24 protein-coding genes and 1 riboswitch are annotated in these 20605 nt (G+C 46.7%); of the genes, 18 read left to right on the top strand and 6 right to left on the bottom strand.

The window, feature by feature from the left end:
* The first annotated feature begins 429 nt into the window (after positions 1-429).
* The 3 genes from A4E54_RS08355 (at position 430) to A4E54_RS08365 (ending at position 1752) form a co-directional block, all read left to right on the top strand.
* Positions 430-852: a hypothetical protein gene (locus A4E54_RS08355; RefSeq protein ID WP_286725570.1), complete on the top strand. Its 423-nt coding sequence runs from the start codon at positions 430-432 to the stop codon at positions 850-852.
* A 143-nt stretch (positions 853-995) separates the two neighbouring features.
* Complete coding sequence (locus A4E54_RS08360; RefSeq protein ID WP_286725572.1) at positions 996-1298, top strand: hypothetical protein; 303 nt, start codon at positions 996-998, stop codon at positions 1296-1298.
* 223 nt (positions 1299-1521) lie between these two features.
* Positions 1522-1752, top strand: a complete 231-nt coding sequence (locus A4E54_RS08365) for a hypothetical protein (protein ID WP_286725574.1) — start codon at positions 1522-1524, stop codon at positions 1750-1752.
* A 199-nt stretch (positions 1753-1951) separates the two neighbouring features.
* Here the strand turns inward: A4E54_RS08365 and A4E54_RS08370 are convergent, their stop codons facing one another.
* Positions 1952-2326, bottom strand: coding sequence for a response regulator (locus A4E54_RS08370; RefSeq protein WP_240083579.1), 375 nt, complete (start codon positions 2324-2326; stop codon positions 1952-1954).
* A 148-nt stretch (positions 2327-2474) separates the two neighbouring features.
* Positions 2475-2557: riboswitch (cyclic di-GMP riboswitch) on the bottom strand.
* A gap of 269 nt (positions 2558-2826) precedes the next feature.
* Here A4E54_RS08370 and A4E54_RS08375 point away from each other — a divergent pair.
* On the top strand, positions 2827-3018 hold the full coding sequence (locus A4E54_RS08375; RefSeq protein WP_286725576.1) for a hypothetical protein: 192 nt from the start codon (positions 2827-2829) through the stop codon (positions 3016-3018).
* Positions 3019-3133: 115 nt separating this feature from the next.
* On the opposite strand, the gene A4E54_RS08380 is transcribed toward A4E54_RS08375, so the two are convergent.
* From A4E54_RS08380 to A4E54_RS08390, 3 genes are read right to left on the bottom strand one after another with little or no spacing between them, the layout of a single operon-like run.
* Positions 3134-3532 (bottom strand): DUF350 domain-containing protein, encoded by a 399-nt coding sequence (locus A4E54_RS08380; protein WP_240083577.1) that lies wholly within the window; start codon positions 3530-3532, stop codon positions 3134-3136.
* Positions 3533-3568: 36 nt separating this feature from the next.
* On the bottom strand, positions 3569-4801 hold the full coding sequence (locus A4E54_RS08385) for a glutathionylspermidine synthase family protein (RefSeq protein ID WP_240083576.1): 1233 nt from the start codon (positions 4799-4801) through the stop codon (positions 3569-3571).
* A complete protein-coding gene (locus A4E54_RS08390) occupies positions 4798-5055 on the bottom strand; it encodes a hypothetical protein (protein WP_240083575.1) in 258 nt (85 codons plus the stop codon). Before A4E54_RS08390 ends, A4E54_RS08385 begins: the two co-directional genes overlap by 4 nt.
* 341 nt (positions 5056-5396) lie before the next feature.
* Between A4E54_RS08390 and scfA the strand changes: the two genes are divergently transcribed.
* From scfA to rlmH, 6 genes are all read left to right on the top strand, one after another.
* Positions 5397-5549, top strand: a complete 153-nt coding sequence (gene scfA / locus A4E54_RS08395) for a six-cysteine ranthipeptide SCIFF (protein ID WP_240083574.1) — start codon at positions 5397-5399, stop codon at positions 5547-5549.
* 339 nt (positions 5550-5888) lie between these two features.
* On the top strand, positions 5889-7286 hold the full coding sequence (locus A4E54_RS08400; protein WP_240083573.1) for a peptidoglycan DD-metalloendopeptidase family protein: 1398 nt from the start codon (positions 5889-5891) through the stop codon (positions 7284-7286).
* Between the two features lie 126 nt (positions 7287-7412).
* Positions 7413-8003, top strand: a complete 591-nt coding sequence (locus A4E54_RS08405; RefSeq protein ID WP_240083572.1) for a tetratricopeptide repeat protein — start codon at positions 7413-7415, stop codon at positions 8001-8003.
* A gap of 190 nt (positions 8004-8193) precedes the next feature.
* A complete protein-coding gene (locus A4E54_RS08410) occupies positions 8194-9045 on the top strand; it encodes a peptidase MA family metallohydrolase (protein ID WP_240083571.1) in 852 nt (283 codons plus the stop codon).
* 94 nt (positions 9046-9139) lie between these two features.
* Positions 9140-10396 carry a UDP-N-acetylglucosamine 1-carboxyvinyltransferase gene (gene murA / locus A4E54_RS08415; protein ID WP_286725582.1) on the top strand — a complete coding sequence of 419 codons (1257 nt, stop codon included), beginning with the start codon at positions 9140-9142 and terminating at the stop codon, positions 10394-10396.
* A gap of 4 nt (positions 10397-10400) precedes the next feature.
* Positions 10401-10883: a 23S rRNA (pseudouridine(1915)-N(3))-methyltransferase RlmH gene (gene rlmH / locus A4E54_RS08420; RefSeq protein ID WP_240083569.1), complete on the top strand. Its 483-nt coding sequence runs from the start codon at positions 10401-10403 to the stop codon at positions 10881-10883.
* A gap of 181 nt (positions 10884-11064) precedes the next feature.
* Here the strand turns inward: rlmH and A4E54_RS08425 are convergent, their stop codons facing one another.
* Positions 11065-11187: a hypothetical protein gene (locus tag A4E54_RS08425; RefSeq protein ID WP_282442332.1), complete on the bottom strand. Its 123-nt coding sequence runs from the start codon at positions 11185-11187 to the stop codon at positions 11065-11067.
* 69 nt (positions 11188-11256) lie between these two features.
* Here A4E54_RS08425 and A4E54_RS08430 point away from each other — a divergent pair, with 69 nt between their 5' ends.
* The 3 genes from A4E54_RS08430 to A4E54_RS08440 all read left to right on the top strand — a co-directional run bounded on the left by A4E54_RS08430 (position 11257) and on the right by A4E54_RS08440 (position 13283).
* A complete protein-coding gene (locus tag A4E54_RS08430; RefSeq protein WP_240083568.1) occupies positions 11257-11634 on the top strand; it encodes a helix-turn-helix transcriptional regulator in 378 nt (125 codons plus the stop codon).
* A 248-nt stretch (positions 11635-11882) separates the two neighbouring features.
* Positions 11883-12188, top strand: coding sequence for a hypothetical protein (locus tag A4E54_RS08435; RefSeq protein ID WP_286725587.1), 306 nt, complete (start codon positions 11883-11885; stop codon positions 12186-12188).
* A 243-nt stretch (positions 12189-12431) separates the two neighbouring features.
* A complete protein-coding gene (locus A4E54_RS08440; protein ID WP_240083566.1) occupies positions 12432-13283 on the top strand; it encodes a copper amine oxidase N-terminal domain-containing protein in 852 nt (283 codons plus the stop codon).
* 256 nt (positions 13284-13539) lie between these two features.
* Here the strand turns inward: A4E54_RS08440 and A4E54_RS08445 are convergent, their stop codons facing one another.
* Positions 13540-13791 carry a hypothetical protein gene (locus A4E54_RS08445; protein WP_240083565.1) on the bottom strand — a complete coding sequence of 84 codons (252 nt, stop codon included), beginning with the start codon at positions 13789-13791 and terminating at the stop codon, positions 13540-13542.
* 616 nt (positions 13792-14407) lie between these two features.
* Here A4E54_RS08445 and A4E54_RS08450 point away from each other — a divergent pair.
* The 5 genes from A4E54_RS08450 (at position 14408) to pstB (ending at position 20586) form a co-directional block, all read left to right on the top strand.
* Positions 14408-14623, top strand: a complete 216-nt coding sequence (locus tag A4E54_RS08450; protein ID WP_376741799.1) for a transcriptional regulator — start codon at positions 14408-14410, stop codon at positions 14621-14623.
* 192 nt (positions 14624-14815) lie between these two features.
* Positions 14816-17050, top strand: a complete 2235-nt coding sequence (locus A4E54_RS08455) for an S-layer homology domain-containing protein (protein WP_286725590.1) — start codon at positions 14816-14818, stop codon at positions 17048-17050.
* Between the two features lie 146 nt (positions 17051-17196).
* Positions 17197-18867 (top strand): GAF domain-containing sensor histidine kinase, encoded by a 1671-nt coding sequence (locus tag A4E54_RS08460; RefSeq protein WP_240083563.1) that lies wholly within the window; start codon positions 17197-17199, stop codon positions 18865-18867.
* Positions 18868-18885: 18 nt separating this feature from the next.
* On the top strand, positions 18886-19593 hold the full coding sequence (locus tag A4E54_RS08465; protein ID WP_286725594.1) for a response regulator: 708 nt from the start codon (positions 18886-18888) through the stop codon (positions 19591-19593).
* A gap of 234 nt (positions 19594-19827) precedes the next feature.
* On the top strand, positions 19828-20586 hold the full coding sequence (pstB, locus tag A4E54_RS08470; protein ID WP_286725597.1) for a phosphate ABC transporter ATP-binding protein PstB: 759 nt from the start codon (positions 19828-19830) through the stop codon (positions 20584-20586).
* Positions 20587-20605: the final 19 nt, after the last annotated feature.

Consider the following 20605-nt stretch of genomic DNA (forward strand, 5'->3'; position numbering starts at 1 on the left):
GGTCACTTTATCCGTCAAAACATGGACAACTTATACCAGCTGTTTTTGGTCATTATGCGGTAGCATTAACACCATTCTGTCACGGAAGAAACTTATATTCCCCTTATTTAATATAATAAACATTAAAAGTTCCGGTTCTCTTTTAATATACGGAACCGACGTATATCCAAAGCGACAGCCGATAATCCTGAATATCAGATATTTTCTTTATTTTAATTACTTTTTTTATGTAATTCAAGGTAAATAAAATTGACAAAGTGTGTATAATGTGTTATTCGCTGAAAGGGGTTGAGCTTACGCAATGAAGGACTGCTTAAAGTAAATGATTTATTTATCCCATATGAGTTAATATCTTTAAAAGAATGCTTATAATGGTAAGATACAGTCGGAGCCCGGCGGTCACTGGCTTAGCTAGAATGGAGGATAACTATGGAAGATGAAAAAAAGATGTTCAAAGCACAACAAATTAATCCGCAAACTGAACAAGAATTTTTACATTGGTTTAAATCTCTCATTTTTGCTGATGATTTAAAAGACGTTGATAAATTAGCCCGTTTTACTGAAGAATTTATAATTGAAGGTAGTGGGGCAACAGTTAGATTTAAAAATGGGCATATCTTTGAAATTAATGTAGCTAACCACTATACCACACATAAGCAGCTATGTGATGAGTGCCAAAAACTTATTGGTGCACCCCGCCATACTTCTCCTCATGCTAACCTTATCTGTACAGGGAAAAAAGCGTTTAGTTCAATAATGGGCTCTGCTGATGAAACATATTATACTTGCAAAGTGTGTGGTCATGAATGGCTACATGAAACAGGCTCGTGTGGTTGTGGATGGATTAAATAAAAGAATGGACTACTATGCCGTTAACTCCGTCCATTTTAAGACCGGAGCCTAGTGCCTGGTTATTTTGACAGTGGACTACTTGTCCAACGACAGAGAATTAGAGAATTTAACGACATAAATATACCGATTTAGGAGTGATAGCATTGACCAAAAATAAAAAATTTGATTCCGGTATTAGTAACGGTATTAGTATAAGTAAAATGGATGCAGATGATATTGAAGCGAAAGAGATTGTTGGCCTTGTTTATGATAATTACGCAGCAGCACTATCAGTTTTTAATCAAATTAAAAGAATGCCAATTTGCGTAGATACTGATTATGTTTATGTTATTGATCTTCATTGTGGCGACGATCTTATAGATACTATTGGAGTTAAGGAACATCATGGAGAATGGTTACTTGATGTATTTTTTAAAATACCGAAAAAGAAACGAAACGTAGTGTAACCTTGGTACAATTTTGTCGCAAGCTATAGATGAAGGCATTATTCTGTTGTAATAATTCCGACAAAAAAGTAGCGACTATTTCCATGAAAACCATACAATTACAGAGTAAATTAATCAGGATTATTGTGTCGCCGGACACTACTTTACGGTGTCTCCCGGATCTACGTCCGTGTCACTTCGGACAGCTGGCCACCATAAACATGGCCGAAAGGATGCTTAAAATATGTATCAGAAAAGAAAAAATATATATTTTACTGATGAAGCTTTAAAATTACTGGCCACGGCAGCTAAATATACAAATGATAATCAATCGCAGGCAATAGCTGAATCATTGAAATTGTTTGTAGAGGTTAAAGAAGGTACTATACGAAAACGGATCGTGGATATACTGGGTTCAGATGTTGCCGATGAAAAGTTGGACACCCTTGTAGAGTTTTTTTTGAGAACCAGGTAGTTACCATAATGTGGTAGCTACTTTGCGTCTGGTTTAAACTTCGCTGGTACTGGGCCTATTAACGGAGAGGTGTAAAATTAACCGGAAGAGGATAAAAGCATTTATAAACTTGGGCGTGAAAAAGCCGTTATTGCCACGGCAACAGCCATTCGGCGGGCACACGGGTGTTCATGGCCGGTGCGGGACACCGTCGCCCGGATTAACCGCATAAAATTTTTTTAACCAGGTGACTTATGTCTTCTAGGGCAAAAGGTTTTGCGATATAGTATTGCTGAGGGGTTTTCTTTTTTTCCTTGAGCACTGTATCCAGTTCCGTATATGCCGTCATCAGCACTACCGGTACCCCCGGGGCCAACTTCCCGATTTCTTCGAGAGCTTCGATACCGTTCATGCCCGGCATTTTAATATCCAGCAGGATTAACGCCGGCCTTTTCGCGCGGACTTTCCGGAGCCCTTCTTCACCGCTGGAAGCGGTTTCCACCACGTAGCCCTCTTCACTGAACAGCTCGTTTAATAAAGCGCAAATTCCTTTATTGTCATCAACGATAAGGAGATTTGAGGCATTTTCTTTCATGAATCTACATCCCACCCATGCAATTTTGATGACGTGGAAATTTCCGCGTCTCGCAGTGAAGATTTTCCCCGAAGCCTGTCCGTATGAGCCGCGATTTAAAAAAAAACACCTTACCGTGAAATAAGGTAGTTGTTTGTCTTTAGATATTCACGATAGTCCAACCATCTTGCTGAAAGCCTTAGATCCGTAATTTGGCGCCCCGGTCTTTCGACTGATTTGCCATTTTCTTTTTTCCTGAGTGTATTATAAATTGTGAGGCAGCCATTGTAAATGGGACGATTGTCCTAAATAGGACTATTGTCCTATCGACAGGACTTTTGTCCTGCGAAACGAAGCAGACGAGGAATCCGGCCGGCGGTGTAGAATAATACTGTACAGCCGGGTTCGGTGATTATGTGCCGAAAACCCGGTTGCCGCATGGGCGTGATGGCGCTGGCAGATGTTATGTCGGGAAATCGGGTCATATGATTTTGATTATTGTAAAGAAGGGGTCAGGTTTGATGTTATTAAAGCTGGGATTTTTGTTCGTGTTGATTCTATTCCTGCTCATTTTTGGAATTGTAGCCATGGTTTTCTTATTTATTAGAAAACGGTTTCGTCGTTGGCATCATATGCGTTACGCCGTGCCTCACAGTCATTTTTCATGGGATGATTATGACCGGGACGGTGATGATTACGGCGGCAGGGATTAGGTTTATTGTGCCGCCGGCCGGCTATGCGGCAGACTGTGCCAGCAACAAAGGGTTTGCCTATGGCAGGGGGGCAATCAGTCTGCCGGAGTCGGTAAGGGGATGAACAACGAACCGGCTACGAAATGCTGGCTCCTATTACAAAGCTGAATGTAATGGAAAACACCAGTGACAGCAGGCCGACCGCCGTGTTGCCCGAACCAATTTCTTTGTTGACGTTCAAGCGTGGCGTCAGCCATTCAAAAAGCAGGTATACCAGAATTAATAGGACAAGGCCAATCGTCCCCCAGAGGATGGTTTCCCCGGCGGCGCTGTTTGACATTATGGCAAAGCGCATGATGTTTCCCACCCCAAAGATCTTGCCTCCCAGGGCCAGGGCGGCGGCTATGTTGCCCTTGCGGATTTCTTCCCAGTCATTGTATCTGGTGATTGCCACAAAAACCAGGATGGTTAGTAATATAATTAATGAAGCGACAAGCAGGCAAATCAGTGATGATTGGATCTGTTGCGAAAACATGTTTTGCTTTCACCTCCTTCCTTAGAACACATGGTCTCAGGTGCTTGTTACGGGAAGAAAATAAGCGAGATCGCCGGTTATGGCTTCTCCCACCCGCAGCAGCACCCCGCTGAATTCTCCCCCGATAAGAAAACTTCCCACCAGCAATCGCCCGGTGAATTCACCCGACCATGTGCTGATTGTGTGGATCGGAAGGGTGACTCTTTCCTGGTAAACCAGGTCGTTTATGTATTCTTGGTTTTCCACAAGAGCTTCTATTTCACCTTGTTCGTCATAGAGGCACACACCGCCGCCTTCGCGGCCAAAAGCCGGTTTGACCGCGTGCGGCCGGCCTTTGAAATAAATGTTGTCCAGGTAGACCGGCAAAAAGTAGCGGGTGATAATTTCTTGTTCGGCTTTATTAAAAAAGTGCGTATTTTTATATAGTTCCCAGATAATTGCCAGCATGACTTTTGACTGGGCCACAAATGCCGAGGGGGGATTCAAAAGATCAAGCTTGCTTTTGGCTGCCAGTTCGAGCAATTTTATCCCGTCAATCTCCCTGGCAAACCACTCAACCGGGTAAAGCCGGTAAAGCAGGTCGATCCGGTTTCCCCGGTCGTCCGCAACCCTGTCGGCGGTTACCCTTATGCTATCTAGCGGAACGTATTTAGCCGGCAGGCCGGAAAACGCCAACTCGGCTAAAACAGTGCCTTTGTCTTCCTGGTGCCAGCCCAGTGAAGTAAAAATAATATTTTCATATTTCTTTGAGATGAATTGGTGAAAAGCTTTTTTTACATTGCCGGCAAACATTTCATTCGGGTTTTTCACGTGGCGTAATTTGGTGATTAAGGCATTCAGTTCACTTGCCTCGACAACTCCGGTGGGGGTGTCGGAGTTGAATTCCAGTAATTTTATTTCCGCGTTTTCGCCGGCTCCGTTGACTGCGAAATCAAACCGGCCGATTACCGTGACGGGCATATGCGGATCATATGCCAAGCGGCAGAACTCTATCGCTGTTTCAGGAATGCCCAATAAACGGAGAATCTGAGCGCTGTTCAAGGCGAAGTCGACAGCTTTTTGATAAATCTTGCCGCAGGCCTCTGTCGCCGTTTTTATCTCGGTTAACAGTTCCTTGCTTATTGCAAGCGGCTCTATAGTGGCGTATTGACAGTTGTGCATAACGCCCCAGTTAAAAAAATGCAATGCGGGGTGGTCCATGACCGCTTTCCATTTTTCATAATGCAATTGATCCGTTATAGAGAGCGGCTGGTTTGCCCGGCTGTTCAAGAAGAAACACTTCCTTTGGCTGACGAGCCCAGCCCCTTTGAAGAGGACGATGTTATCTTTGACTTGCCGCCGGAGTGTATTTTGCCGGTATGAATAAAATGGCCGTCGTCATCATAGTAGCCTTCGTCATCATAGTAGACATCTTCCTGCTGCTCCTCTTCCTCCGCCGGAGGATCGTTGGATGCCGTCTGGCTGCACCCGGTTAAAGCGATGATGCCGGCCACGAGAACACCTAAAAGTTTTTGACGGTTCATTGATACACCAACTCCTATCAAGAGTTTTATTCGATAAAATACCTGGGTAATCCTTTAATATCAATAAAAATGCGCAAAAAAAAATACCCGGCTGCCCGGGTACCATAGAAAAGGAGAGGAATGAGGGTTTTCAAGCAGTATTTTAAATTGATTAAATTACTAGAATATTATGAAACTTTATTTAATTATAACAGGGGATGGTAAACAAATCAATAGGAATATTACATATTATTCTGAAAAGTTTTACGATTAATTCCGATTTTTTGTTTGTTAAAATTTATTTCATTTTTATTGCGCCTTTTTTCCGAATCATTTATAATGTTTTAGCGGGGGTGGGAAATTTGAAGAAACACATTAAAACCTTGAACAGCACCCGGTTGCCGGCAACTATTAAGGATCGCGGCTGTGGCGAGTGCCAGACCTCCTGCCAGTCAGCCTGCAAGACTTCTTGCACAGTCGGCAATCAGGTCTGCGTAAAAGAGAATGAAAGATAAAAAGAACCTTGTCCCGCCGGGATGAGGTTCTTTTTCTAAATGAGTGCATAGGTTCATTATTAAGCCGTACAAACATGGTTGCATATTGGCGCGAAAGCGCTTGGAGCGCGCCATTTTTTAAAGGCGCGGGAAGCGGAAATGTCCGGTTGATTGTAAATAGCCCGGTCAATTAAGCCAACAAAGTGGAATATTCTCAAAATTCTCATTCTGCGGCTGTAATTGGGCCGTTTTCTATTTTATTAATTAGTTTACCAGGATTAATAGTATATGCTATAATCTTTGTGGTTTTTCCCAAATCAGGGCTGGTTGATTTCAGCATGCGGAAAGGAGTTGAAGCAGTTGCCGCAATTTCATGAAGGCTTGCGGCGCCTTCCGGGGCTAGGGGAGTCTCTGAACGGTTTGAAGCGGTGGCTTTCCAAGCAGTCAGTCGCCTGCCAGTTAGGGTTGGGCGTGGCGTTGTATTTTATCCTGGCGATAACGGCTTACGGTTTTTTGGGAGGGAACGCCTGCGCCGTGACTGTCGATGGGAAAGTGGTAGCTGTTGTCGCTCACGAGAATGACGCGAAAAAAGCCCTGGGCGAGTTGATTGAGTTAAAATCCGAACAGGCCGGCACGGCCTTGACGGTTGGAGAAAAAGTCTCATATAACGGAGTGCGGGTAAAGGAAGAGGAAATATTAGACTGCGAAGCTCTGAAAGATGTTTTGAGCAAGACCTTGTCATTTAATGCAAAAGGCGCTGTGATCGTGATTAACGGGGAGGATAAGCTGTGCCTGAAGCAAAAGGACGACGCGCAGAAACTGCTTGACTGGCTTAAATCTGTATATCCCGCTGAGCCGGGAGAACAAGTTGGCTTTAAGGAAAAAGTTGAGTTGACGGAAAAACCTGTTAAGGCGAGTGATCTGCTTGAGTTTGACGTTGCCAGAGATGTGGTTTTACTGGGGACAAGTGAGATTAAGCAGTATACGGTTAAAGAAGGGGACACTGCGTGGGATATTTCCGCGGCGTTCGATATTCGTCCTGAACAGCTGCAGGCGAGCAACCCGGGTGTGGATACTTGGCGTCTGAGTATTGGACAGGTGCTGAAACTCAGCATGGAGGTGCCGCTGATCACTGTCGTGGCGACCCGGCAGGAAACTGTCGAGGAAGAAATGCCGTACCAGGTTGAGGAAAAGAAGGACGACAGTTTATTGCCGGGAGAAAAGAAGATTATCCGCCCAGGGGTGCCCGGGCAAAGAATAGTAACCTATCTGGTTACCAAAGAAAATGGATTGGAAACAGGCAGGGAAATCTGTGAGCAGAATATAATACGCGAGCCAGCAAGTGAGGTAGTTGTTAAAGGATCTCAGATAATGCTCGCTTCCCGCGGCGCGGCGCGCGTCAGTTGGCCTTGCGGCGGCGGCATCGTTTCGCCGTTCGGCATGCGCGGCGGCAGGATGCATGAGGGGATCGATATTGGCGCGGACTACGGCGACCCGGTTGCCGCCGCTGCGGGCGGTACGGTGACAGCCGCCGGCTGGGACGGCGGCTACGGCAAAGCGGTGGAAATATCCCACGGCAGCGGCGTGGTAACCAAATACGCGCACCTTTCCACAATCAATGTTGCCGTCGGCCGGTCGGTTGACCGGGGGGAGCTTATCGGGAAGGTAGGATCGACGGGTTATTCCACCGGACCGCACTTGCATTTTGAAGTGATCATCGACGGGCAGCAGCGCAACCCGGTCAATTTTTTACCATGATCTAACTATTGGGGCCGCACGGGCATATTACCGGGCGGCTCTTTTTATTATTCATGAAAATACTTGTCAACATTTAATGTGATGTTATAATACAAGTTGATCTCTAAAAATTTGGGGTGAGAAAAATTGTACCTTAACAAAGCTATCAAGAAAAATAAATTTCAAAAAATTGTTTTTATCACGATCACTGTTTTAATTGCTGTTGGACTGGTGTTTCCGCTGGCGGGGCTTTTTCAAGAACAGCCGGCTGGCAACGGGCTGCCAGACACGGAGCAGACCGGACAGACAGCCCTGGATGATCTGCCCGCCCTTGAGGCCAGGGCTAAAGAAAACCCGCGTGATACAGCTGTTCTGATGGAATTGGGTGAGGCGTACATCCGTGCCGGCAAGCCGGACCAGGCTGTTAAGACCTATGAACAGGTGCTTGCCGTTGAGCCCAATAACATCACGGTCCGTTTAGAAATGGCATATATTTATTATTTTACCAGCCAATATGACCTGGCTATAGGCCAGCTGAACGAAATAATTAAGAATAACCCGGACAACGGGGAAGCCCACTTGATCTATGGTTATGTGCTTGGCCAAGGGAAAAAAGATTACGCGGCGGGCATCCAGGAGCTGGAGAAGTTTATCGCCCTGGCCAAGCAGGGAACAGATGTTGAGCACGCCAAGCAGGCAATTGAGGAATGGAAGGCGCTGGCAGCTCAAGAACAATGATATGGCGGTATACCCGGCGGGAATCCAATGCGGCTTAACGCGTATGTTCCCGTCTTTTTTATTTTGCCCTCCAGCTATTTCCGCTAGGAAGGGCCTCATTCGGGCTTTATAATTAATTAATTAATCAAATGATTTATTGATGTCGAGTGCCGCAATTTAGGCGGCGGTTCGAGGGGTAGGGGAATATACTATGAATAAGCTGCTGGGGTTTTTCACAACCGCTGTTATTATAGTGACGGCACTGTTCTTGAAGCTCCCCGCCGGCGCGAAATTCTATGGCTATGGAGCAATCAGGGAACTGATGAAGACCCACGCGGTCATTGGGACATGGGGGATGGATAAAATTTCCTCGGAGCATTTTTATATCCGGTTTTTGCCGGATAAACGCGCTGAAGCGGAACTGGTACTCGCCGTGGCGGAGCAGTTTTATGGCCCGGTAAGGGCTGATTTTGGCTATTCCACGCGTGGCAAGATTCCAATTATTCTTTATTCCTCCAAGGAAGAATTAAATAAAAGTTTCGGCTGGGAAGCAAAAGAAAGCGCCATGGGTGTTTATTGGGCCGGCACAATCAGGGTGCTTTCCCCCGCAGTTTGGGCCGGCGGTGTTGAGCCGGAGCGGATTAAAGAAAAATTCATTTCTTCCGGGCCAATGGCGCACGAACTCACTCACTTAATGGTGGATTACCTGACCGGGGGCAATTACCCGCGCTGGTTTACCGAAGGTGTCGCGCAATACGAAGATTATAAGCTGACCGGGTTTGTCATCGGCGACCAGGCGGGTTTACCGGGACAACAGCATTACTCCATAGAGGAATTGGAAGCTGATTTTGACAGCCTGCCGGAACAAGCCCAGGCGTACAAGGATTCGTTTGCAGCGGTGGACTATATCGCGCAAAAATACGGAGAAGACGCTTTGCGCGAATTAATCGATGAACTGGGCCGGGGGCACAGCTTGAGCCAGGCTATGGAGAATGTTTTAAATGTAGACATGTGGCAATTTGGATATAATTGTCATAATTGGCAGGTTTCCTTTGCTAAATAAATAATTGAAATGTAACAGGGATTACATTTTTTTGGGCGAATATTTTTATTATTATTTATATAGGTTTTTCTACGTGTACTATTAGGAGGAACATATGGACAAGATTGTTATTACCGGGGGAAAGCCACTGCGGGGAAAGGTGAAAATTAGCGGCGCAAAAAACGCTTCCCTGGCTATTCTGTGCGCTACCATATTGTCCCGGGGAGAAATAGTACTGGAGAATATTCCCGATATCAGCGATGTGCGGGTAATGATAGATATAATCAAAAGCATGGGCGCCACAGTGTCCTGGGAAAGTGCCGAAGCGCTCAAGATTGTTCCCTCTGAGCAGGTCAATTTTGAAGCTCCTTACCACCTGGTAAAGAAACTACGGGCGTCGAACCTCCTCCTCGGACCGGTGCTGGCCAGGTTTGGCCGCGCGCTGGTTGCCCTGCCGGGCGGCTGCAACATCGGGTTGAGACCGATGGACCTGCATTTCAAAGGCCTCGCCGGGCTGGGCGCGGAGCTTGTCATGGAACGCGGCTTCGTGCGCGGCAGTGTTGACGGAAAATTGAAGGGAACCAGGGTTTACCTTGATTTCCCCAGTGTGGGAGCGACGGAAAACATAATGATGGCGGCTTGTCTCGCCGAGGGACAGACGTTGATTGAGAACTCGGCCAAGGAGCCGGAAATCGTTGACCTGGCCAACTTCTTAAATACCATTGGAGCGAGAGTGCGGGGCGCGGGTACAGATGTGATAAAAGTCGACGGTGCGCCCAGCCTGGAAACCGATGGGCGATACTCGGTGATTCCCGACCGGATTGAAGCGGGGACCTTTATGGTGGCCGCGGCCGCAACGGGCGGAGACGTTACTCTGGAGAACCTGATTCCGACCCACCTGGAGCCTTTGAGCGCCAAACTGCGGGAAGCTAATGTCGATGTTTTCGAGAAGGAGGACACTCTCAGGGTGACGGCCGGAAAAAAACTCCGGCCCATTGACATCAAGACGATGCCATATCCCGGTTTTCCCACCGATATGCAGTCCCAGTTAATGGCAATGCTTTCTGTTGTGCCCGGCACCAGCATGATTGTGGAAAATATATTTGAAAACCGGTTCATGGTGGCAAATGAACTCAAGCGCATGGGCGCGAGGATAAAGATAGAGGGAAGAATGGCGGTGATCGAAGGTGTGCCGGCTTTGCACGGCGCACAGGTCAAAGCCACGGACCTACGCTCCGGCGCCGCGCTAATCGTGGCCGGGTTGCTGGCGAAAGGCGACACGGAAATATCAAACGCCGTTTATATTGACCGGGGTTACAACAACCTGGAGGTAAAGCTGAATTCCCTCGGGGCTAAAGTTTGGAGAAAATGAGCGCATGCAACATATCGCCATCCTTGCCGTTGGCCGTCTGAAAGAGAAATATCTGACCGTGGGTGTGGGGGAATACCTGAAAAGAGTGTCCCCTTACGCCAAAGTGGCATTATACGAGGTGGAAGACGAGGGCATACCGGACAATCCTTCCCCGGACGCGCGGCGAAAGGTCCGGGAAAAAGAAGGTGCGCGTTTGTTGAACCATTTGAGGCCGGGCACCTTTTTAGTGGCTCTGGACAAAAATGGGGAATCAAGATCTTCAGAAGAAATGGCGGCACTTTTGGATGAACTGGCGCTGGCGGGCAGGAACGACCTGACCTTCGTCATCGGCGGCTCGCTCGGATTATCACCGGAGATCGTACGGCGCGCCGATTTGCGCTTGTCATTTTCGCAGCTGACATTTCCTCACCAGTTGTTCAGGCTGATCTTGCTGGAGCAGCTTTACCGCTGGTTTAAAATCAGCCGGAGCGAACCGTACCACAAGTAACGCATAATTAAAATGTTAATAATCCTTTTAAGTTTTATTGGGAAGCGACGTAAGTATTAAAGGCCGCCCGGGTGATAGAGGCGGCCTTTACTGAACGCAGGCTGAGGTGGTTTCCATGGCCTGCATTTATTTATTACTTCGCAAGTGCCGCCTGAATTCAGGGGTATGATTTTCAGGATTTTTATTTTTTGCCGCTGTCTTTTTTCTTGGTGCTTTCAGCTATGTCTTTGGCAGCTTTGTTAATGTCGTAGGAATCGCGGTCTAGGGGCTTGTCCTTGTAAGGAGTAGTGATAAGTCTGATCATGTTTGAACACCTCCATAATGAATTATTTCCACGACAACTGTAGCATATACTATACAGAGGTGTGTCGCTGTGAACTTATCGCCTGATGTTGCCGAGATTGCTTTAGCTATCTACAGCAAAGGCAAAAAATTAAATCCAGGATTGACTGAAGAAACATTTTTTCGAGAGATATTGGCCTTTTGGCTGGAACAATATGAACGTCCGGAATGTCAACCTGCTAATATAAAGAGCAACGTTAAGCTTTGTAATCGGTTAAAACTGATATTTAAAGCCCGCGGCAAAACTATTACAGAGGTCGCGGCCATGATCGGAATCGACCGCCCCCACCTTAGCAATATCGCAAACGGCAAAGTAGAACCTTCCGTCACTGTCGCGTTACTGTTGGAGCAGGCAGTTGGCGCAAAGTTACAAGAATTGTTTTACCTCAAGCCCATTAATAAGGAATAAAATACCTTGTTGATGGGTTTTTTATTTTAGAATATTGGACAAACAAATACTCGTATAATTTACAAAACAAATTTCGTAGGCAACAACAAACAGGAGGTGAACCCTGGAATTAACGATTTTGAGATTTAGGCTGACAATTTAAATGATTTAATAAAGGAGCTGAGCAACAAGTGAGAATTATAGCATGGCATGTTAGGGGTAAAGGTGCAAAATTTAAGTTGGAGCATACCTGGTGGATATCAGCTATTGTGAATTACTTCGGAAAGAAATATCCTCCGGGTGGATTTCCGGTGCTGGCCGCAGCGGTGACCGGGGATAAAATGAGCCAGGACGCTGTGGCAGGCGCAACTTTCGGTCCTGGCGGACCCGGGTTTGTGTTGCTTCAAATTTTACTCCTGACAGTGGTTGGTTATATGATTGACCGGATTGCTTCAGCGACCGGCCATAAACAGCTTGGCAGCATGGCGAAAACGGTGACTCTGCTTTCATCTATCGGGCTGATGATTGGGACCATGGGAAAGGTGCTGCGGAAGATTTGGGAGTTAACCGGTTAATACGCCGTTGGTGCGCAGGCAATGTTTGCCCGTTTTTTAAGACGGGTTTTATTTCTCTCTGCCCTGCTCTAAGGAGAGGGCTTTTTTGTACACAAAATGTTCAAATAATTTTCATGGAATTCACAGACAGCACTCAGCTTGGTTTAAGTAAATGGTATTAATATAAAAATCAACAAATACAAAAAAAACCGGCCGGCCGCCGGATTATATATAGCTTTTAAATTTAACATAAGGAGTGATACCATGCGTAAATGTTTTCTGCTTGTCCTCGTTTTGTTTGCTACGTTTTCCTTTGCTGGTTTAGCCCAAGCTGCGCCTCGTGTAGTTCTTGACGGGCAGGCTCTTAACTTTGATGTTCCGCCGACTGTTGAAAACGACAGAACAATGGTTCCTCTCCGGGCGATATTTGAAGCTTTGGACGCGGAAGTCAATTGGGACGATGCTACACAGACGGTGACGGCAAGGAGGGATAATACTGAATTAAAGCTGGCTATAGGCGGCAAGGCGTTTAAAAACGGCACACCTGTCAACCTGGATGTGCCGGCAAAAATTATCAACGGTAGAACTATGGTTCCGCTGCGCTTTGTTTCAGAAACGATCGGTTGCCAGGTTTCCTGGGATGATGCCACCCAGACTGTGAGCATCACAAACGCAGGCGGAAAAAATAACTTCAAGGTCAATGCTAATGAGTCAAAATCTTTTATTCATAGATTTCAGCAACGTGACAATAATGTCAGCAATGATGCCAGCATAAAAGATATTGAAGATACGCTCAATGATTATTTTGAAGATGGCGGAAATGATTATTTCGCTGACGACGGTATAGATGTGGCAATAAGCTTGGCTGGTGACGAGGATGATTTGGCATATGCAATTAAGCTTGATTTCAGCGATGCAGACGTTCACGATGATTTAACAGAAGTCAGCGCGAATAAAATAAAAACATTTTTAGACGCTGTAAGATCAAAAATTTATACTGAGATTGATGGAACCGGTTACGAAGACGCAGATATTACTGGAAAGCTCGTTGATAATGATCAGGCGAGTTATTATGTCAGGTATAATGGCAGTTCGTATACCTTCAGCTGGGATTGAGTTTTGCCATAATGTCTCCGGAACATGCTCCGAGGAAGTATTCTTTATGTCGGCAGACACCCAAATCCAGTCAAGGTTTGGGATTGGGCTAACACTAAAGTAGTAGATAATTTAACCAAGAGGATTATTGTTTAATCACATAATCAATAATACAATTGTAATAATACAATTAGAAGAACCTTTTTGCGCTTTAGCCACTCCTGAGAGTGGCTTTTTTCTCTCCTGCATTACTGAAGCCGTAAAGCAAGGTTGCCAGTCAATTGTCGACAGCTGCAATATCTACTTGTTCGTCAATTTTTTGGCTATAGATTTTTCCTGACCAGCCGGCCACCAACTGGCAATCCTGGACGCTACATTCGGGATAGCCCGTACAAAATGTACTTACCAGCCTGTTTTGGGTTATGAGACTGCCAAGATTTTTAATTTTAAGAAACCGGAGTTCTTGGCTAACTTTTTTCCCAAGTATTTTGCAGTCAACATCTCTTCTGAGCGTAATCTTTTCGTCCAAAAAATCACCCTTTCAAATAAGGCATATTTCGACAACTCAAGAAATGCTTTATTCAACAGAAGTGAATGGGAATCCTGCCAGGATGGAAGCTATTTCAGATGACAGCCTGAGCTGCGCCGAAGCAAATGAAGACATAGGTCCAGCCCAGGATTTTCTGAAAGGCGATGCAAACCTAGTCTTTCTGCCTAATATATTCAAGTTGATTTTCAATGTAGCCTAACCGGTGCTTAATTATCAAAACCGAACACGTTGGATAGCTTTGATTACCGGTCGACTTCCTTATTTCGTGGTCGTACCAAGCACAATCAGGTGTACAGTCCTTACCTAAAAGCGGGCATAATTTGTTGTCCGGCATATATGTTTCCCTCCCTTCCTCGAATTGGTAATATAGACAATTACCATACTTCGACATAAAGGGAGGAAATCCTGTATATGTTTTCCAAAAGAGGCGGGCAATTGCTGCAGAATAATTAATGGCTCAGGATCAGAGCGCTTCCGGGATAAAAGGAATTTGTAGAGAAGCATGGGTGGCTTTTGGGAAATCTCATTAACATTAAAATAAAGGAGTAAACTTTTATGCAACGAAATAAATATTTAATGTGGAAAGGGGGGAACGATAATTTTTGGTTTTGGAATAAACAATAAGACGGTAAAAGAACTTCGGAAAAACCAGGGCTTGACAGTCAAAGAACTGGCGCAAATTTTAAAATTGGATACGGTGGATATTTTGAAAATTGACGATAAAAGGGTTAGAGATTTGTCAGAGCCCCTAAAAACAAAAATTATTCCCATATTAAGGGGGGATTATCTTGAGAAAATACCCTGGTTATAAAGTTTTGGCTAATCCTGGCTATTGCGAACGCGGCGGATACTAAAGAATAGCTTTCCGCCGTTTTTTTATTTGGAAAAATATTTAACTGTTGAATCAAATCGTCCAGTATGATATATAAAAGATACAATGCATGCTTTAACTAATTGATTATAAAATTGGAAATTGAAAAAGTGGTAAGGGGGAATCACTATTTTGCTGAGAGATAAGAGAAGGGGTCTTTTGATTTTAGTGCTGGCGGCGGTTTTATTAACGGCCGGAGCTTTGACCTCGGAAGCGACGAGCGGCAAACTGGTGGATATAGAGGGGCATTGGGCGCAACAGGCCATATCGGAGATGTACGCTGGTGAAATTATTTCGGGTTATCCCGGCGGGTTGTTTCAGCCTTATAAAAGTGTCACCAGACTTGAGGCCGTGGCCATGTTAATCCGGGTGCTTGGACTGGAGGAGCAGGCGAAAGAGAAGGAAGGGGCCGTTGTGGATTATCAGGTGCCTGCCGTATACTGGGGCAGAGGCTACCTGATTATGGGCGTCCAGCTGGGGATGCTGGACAAGGATTACTTGACCCAGCTCGGGCCGGCCGAGCCGGCGACACGGGCGGAAGTGGCCGTACTGGTTTACCACGCCCTGAAACTCAGTGAGGATGAAAGCACCCTCACCTTTGACGACGCCGGCGATATTCCCCAGGCATACCGGAGCTATGTGGCCGCGGTGGTCAAGAGCGGGCTCATGCAAGGGCTCCCCGGCAACGTGTTTAAGCCGAATGACGAGATTAACCGGGGACAAATGGCTGTTCTTTTGTCCCGGATTTTAGAAGTTAATTATGGTGGTTCGGAAATCCAGGCCAGGCGTTACAGCGGCACTATTACGGACATTTTATCCCTGGACCAGTCCGGCTGGGAGGTTTCTATCGACAATAGCATTAGAAAAAACACTGCTCCCGAATGCGAGGTGTTCCTCGACGGAAAGACCTCGCACCTGGCCGATCTCCAGGTGAATGACAAAATCAACCTGATTTTGAATAAGAACGAGCAGATTGTCTTTATCAACGCGACGAGGTCTGCTGAGACAAATACCAGCACGAGTGTCGAGATAAACGATACGGCGAGCTACAAAGGCAAGGTGGAGTCCGTGCTTGCGGTGGGGGCGGAATACTGGCTCGGCATCACTTGTTCCGACGGTACTAAGATAACCCGTCCGGTGACCGGCGGCGTTAAAGTAAATGAATCGGACAGTCAAAAGGAAGTATCATCTTTGAGCAAGGGAGACTATGTGGAGATAAAGATCGCCGGTGAGGCAATTGTTAGTATCGATACATTAATACCGGAAACGGTTAAAGGAACGGTAACATCTGTCCGGTCATCCGAATTGACAGTGCGCGATGACCATGGATCGAAAACTGACATTGAGGTGCCGGACAGCGTTGTAGTAGTTAAAGACAACTATGTCATAACCTATGCTGATGTCAAAGAAGATTACCGGGTCGAAGTCACGATGCTGGATGATACGGCACTGCGGATTGACATCTTGAGCGCCCCCAATGTGGAGGGGGTAATAAGAGAACTGAACGACAACGGCATTGACGTCATTACTATCCGCGACGACAACGGGTATAACCAGGACTACGTGTTGGAAGACGCGGAAGTGATGCAGGACGGGTCCCGCATTAATTTCAGCAGCCTGCGGGAAGGGGACCGGGTCAGGTTGGAGCTGAACAGCAAAAACCGGGTTGTCTACATTGAAATAGTGGGATCAGAGTCATATAAGTTAACCGGTGAAATAAGAGAACTGGACACCACCGGAACTTTCGGGATAACCATACGCAATGATGACAGGGATACTCTTGACTACGTGGTGGAAAGCGATGTGGAAGTTTTACAGGATGGCTCCCATATTGATTTCGATGAACTCAGTATAGGCGATTGGGTCAAGCTGGAACTGAACAGCAAGGACCATGTGGATTATATTGAGGTTGTTGACGAAGATGAATCCACTGTCAGCGGCGAGGTAGCGGATCTGATCACCGGCGACTCTCCCAAGATCATTATTAAGAAAAGCGGCGGCGATAAGAAACGGTACAATATAGCGGACAGCGTTGCTATTGAGAAGGACGATGAAAGCCTCCGCTTGAGGGATATAGTAATCGGCAGCGAGGTTAAGGTACGGGTCGGAAGTGGGAAAGTGAAAAAAATCGAGGTTGTCGACGACGAGGATATCACGGTGTCGGGTACGGTGACCAAAGTCAGCACCAGCAGCAAAAAAATAACCATTGAGCAAATAAGCGGCAATGAATTCAGCTATTACCTGTCGAGCGGCGCCGTCCTGAAGGATAGCAGCAACCGCAGCATCGACCTTTATGACGTTGAAGAAGACTGGGAAGTGGAGCTGAAACTGGCGGGAGGCAAGATTAGCCGGTTGACCCAGGAATAAGTTTGGCGTTTCGATGCCGGACCGGCGGGAGGCATGAGATATGCCTTCCGCAACTTACAACCGTAACGTGTTATTGTTAAGGTTTTTTTTTGCCTGGTGCCGGAACTTATGTTTTGTGGATTGTTCTGATTTTGGGGAGGACCAAAATGAGCGATGAAGATAAGCCGGGAGAGCGGCTCATCAATGAATTGTTGGAAACGCGGCAAAAGCTCGGCGCTATGGAAGACCGGTGCCGGCGGGCGGAGGACGAGCTCCGTAAACTGGATAAATTGCTAAAAGGGGTTGCCGATTCAACAAAGCGTCTTTTAGCGGCCGACAATAATATTTTAGCAATAACCGACGCTCTGGCAATCCTGGGCGAAGCGGTAAATGTCGACCGGGTTTATATTTTTGAGCATCACCTGCACCCCATAACCGGGAAAAAAGTTGTCAGCCAGCGTTTTGAGTGGTCGCGTGATTCCGTTGAACCGCAAATTGACAACCCCTATTTGCAAAACGCTTCATATGATGCCCAAGGTATGGCCCGGTGGTATGAAGTGTTCTCAGCCGGAGGATCGATTAGCGGTCCTGTCAAAGAGTTTCCGATGGCTGAGCGTGAATTATTGGAGCGGCAGGAGATCGTCTCGCTGTTAGCAGTGCCTGTAATCGTTGACGATAAATACTGGGGTTTTATCGGCTTTGATGATTGCCGCTCGGAGCGCCGGTGGTCAAAAAACGAAGAATCAATCTTGACGGCAGTGGCGGCGAGCTTCGGGGGTGCGCTGGAACGCCGGCGGGCGGAGGAAGCGCTGCATTTGTCAGAGGAACGTTTCTATAAAGCTTTTAATTTCAATCCTACTTTGATGGCAATCAGTACATTCGAGGGGCGCTTTATTGATGTAAACGACAGCTTTCTACGTTTTACCGGTTATCGGCGTGAGGAAGTCCTGGGTCATACGATATTTGAGCTGGACACCTTGGCAAAGCCGGAAGAAGGCGACAGAATCATCCGGATGTTAAGTGAACAAGGCAGGATTAACAATATGGAGACCTGTTTCCGCGCGAAAACGGGCGAAGTGCGGGTGGGGTTGTTTTCCGGGGAAATAATAAGCATAGCGGGTCAACGATGTATATTGGGCATTATAAATGACATCACCGAGCGTAAAAAAGTAGAAGGAGAAATGGTCCGCCTCGACCGGCTGCACCTGGTGGGAGAAATGGCCGCCTGTATCGGCCATGAAATCAGAAACCCGATCACCGCGGTGCGCGGTTTTCTGCAATTGTTAAAAAGAAATAATAAGGATGATAAAAGCAAGGAATATTTCAGCATCATGATCGAAGAGCTGGACAGGGCTAATTCAATAATTACGGAATTTCTCTCCCTGGCGAGAGACAAGGCGGTAGAATTGAAGGCGCGGAATCTCAATTCCATTATTAAGTCGCTGTCTCCGATACTCGCCGCCGACGCCATGAACATGAATAAATCTGTTGAAATTGAACTGGGAGAAATCCCGGACTTGCTTATGGACGAGAAAGAAATTCGCCAGCTCATCCTCAACCTGGTTCGCAACGGGCTGGAAGCGATGTCGTCCGGCGGCAGTCTTACTGTCAGAACATATACGGATGACCAAGAAGTGGTTTTATCATTGCGGGATCAGGGCAGCGGGATCGAGCCGGATATACTGGAAAAGATAGGCACCCCTTTTTTTACTACCAAGGATAACGGGACAGGCTTGGGGCTGGCGGTTTGTTATGGTATTGCCGCCAGGCACAAAGCTGCGATAAAGGTGGATACCTGTGCCACGGGAACCACCTTTTATGTCCGCTTCAGGCTGTGAGGGAGAAAGGGTGGTAAAATGCCCGTAATTATGGTAGTGGATGACGAAAAAAATATCTTGGAATTGGTTCGTTTTAACCTGGAACGCGAAGGCTACCGGGTGATATCAGCCGTTGACGGCGCTCAGTGCCTTGAACTGGCCCGGACTCAGGCGCCTGATTTAATTGTGCTCGATGTCATGCTGCCGGAAATTGACGGCCTGGAAGTATGCCGGGAATTGCGCAAGAATAACCAGACAAGAAACATTCCAATAATCATGTTGAGCGCCAAGGCAGAGGAATTGGACCGCGTTCTCGGGCTGGAAATAGGCGCTGACGATTATGTCACCAAGCCTTTCAGTCCCAGGGAATTGGTGGCCAGGATTAAGGCCAGGCTTCGCAATGTCCGTTTTGAAAAAGAGCGTGGTAAGGAACCAACGAAAAAAAACCTGATGGATTTCGGACGATTGGTCATTGATGAAGACCGTTTTGATGTTTATATCGATGGCCTGAAACAGGATTTCACATTAAAAGAATTTGAACTCCTGCGTTTTATGGCCCGTCGGCCGGGAAAAGTGTTTTCGCGGGAGCAGTTGCTTGAAAGTGTTTGGGGCTACGATTATGTTGGTGATTCGCGCACTGTTGATGTTCATATTCGCCATATCAGGCAAAAGCTTGAACAACTGCCGGGCGGGGCGCGTCTGGTGGAGACCGTGCGGGGAGTCGGTTACCGTTTTAAAGAAGAATGACGGAATTGAGAGTCACTTGTCAGCCGGCGTTTGATGCAAAATACCAATCCCGATTACTATTGAAGTGGTAGGGGTTGGTATTTGCGTTTTTGTTACTTAATCGAATCTTAACAATTCTATAACATTAATCTAACCTGGCCTTGCTATGATATGAATGGGTAATTATCAAGGCGCGCAATAAGAGGTTTTTTGAATTTAATTTGGTTAGAATACCTCCTTGAGGGGGCAAACAAAGTGGCACAGGTCAAGATTTCTGTGAGCGATTTAAACTTGCATTACGGCGATTTCCACGCGCTGAAAAATGTCAACCTGGAAGTTGAAGAAAACCAGGTTACAGCGCTAATCGGACCGTCCGGCTGCGGCAAATCGACGTTTTTACGCACGTTGAACCGGATGAACGACCTGATCGAGGGAGTAAAGGTTGATGGGGAGATTCTCCTTGACGGCCAGAATATCTACCGCCAGGAAGAAGACGTGGTCAGCCTGCGCAAGAGGATAGGCATGGTCTTTCAGCGCCCCAATCCTTTTCCGATGTCGGTTTACGATAACATAGCCTACGGGCCGCGTATTCACGGTACAAAAAACAAGCGCAAGCTTGATGAAATTGTGGAAAAGAGCCTGCGCGCCGCGGTTCTTTGGGATGAGGTCCAGGACAGGTTGTACAAGTCCGCCCTGGGTCTTTCCGGCGGTCAGCAGCAGCGTGTCTGCATAGCACGGCTGCTGGCGGTGGAACCGGAAGTGTTGCTGATGGATGAGCCTACTTCAGCCTTGGATCCCCTGGCTACAATGAAAATTGAAGAATTGATTCAAGTATTGAAAAAGGACTACACGATAATCATTGTGACCCACAACATGCAGCAAGCCGCCCGTGTCTCAGGCGTCACCGCTTTTTTCCTGAACGGCGACCTGATTGAATACGGCGTTACGGAATCAATATTTACCAAGCCCACGGACAAGCGCACGGAAGATTATATCACCGGCCGCTTCGGCTAGGAAAAAAAAGAGGGGAAAC

Source organism: Pelotomaculum sp. PtaB.Bin117, assembly GCF_002067195.1.
Taxonomy (GTDB): Bacteria; Bacillota; Desulfotomaculia; order Desulfotomaculales; family Pelotomaculaceae; genus Pelotomaculum_D; species Pelotomaculum_D terephthalicicum.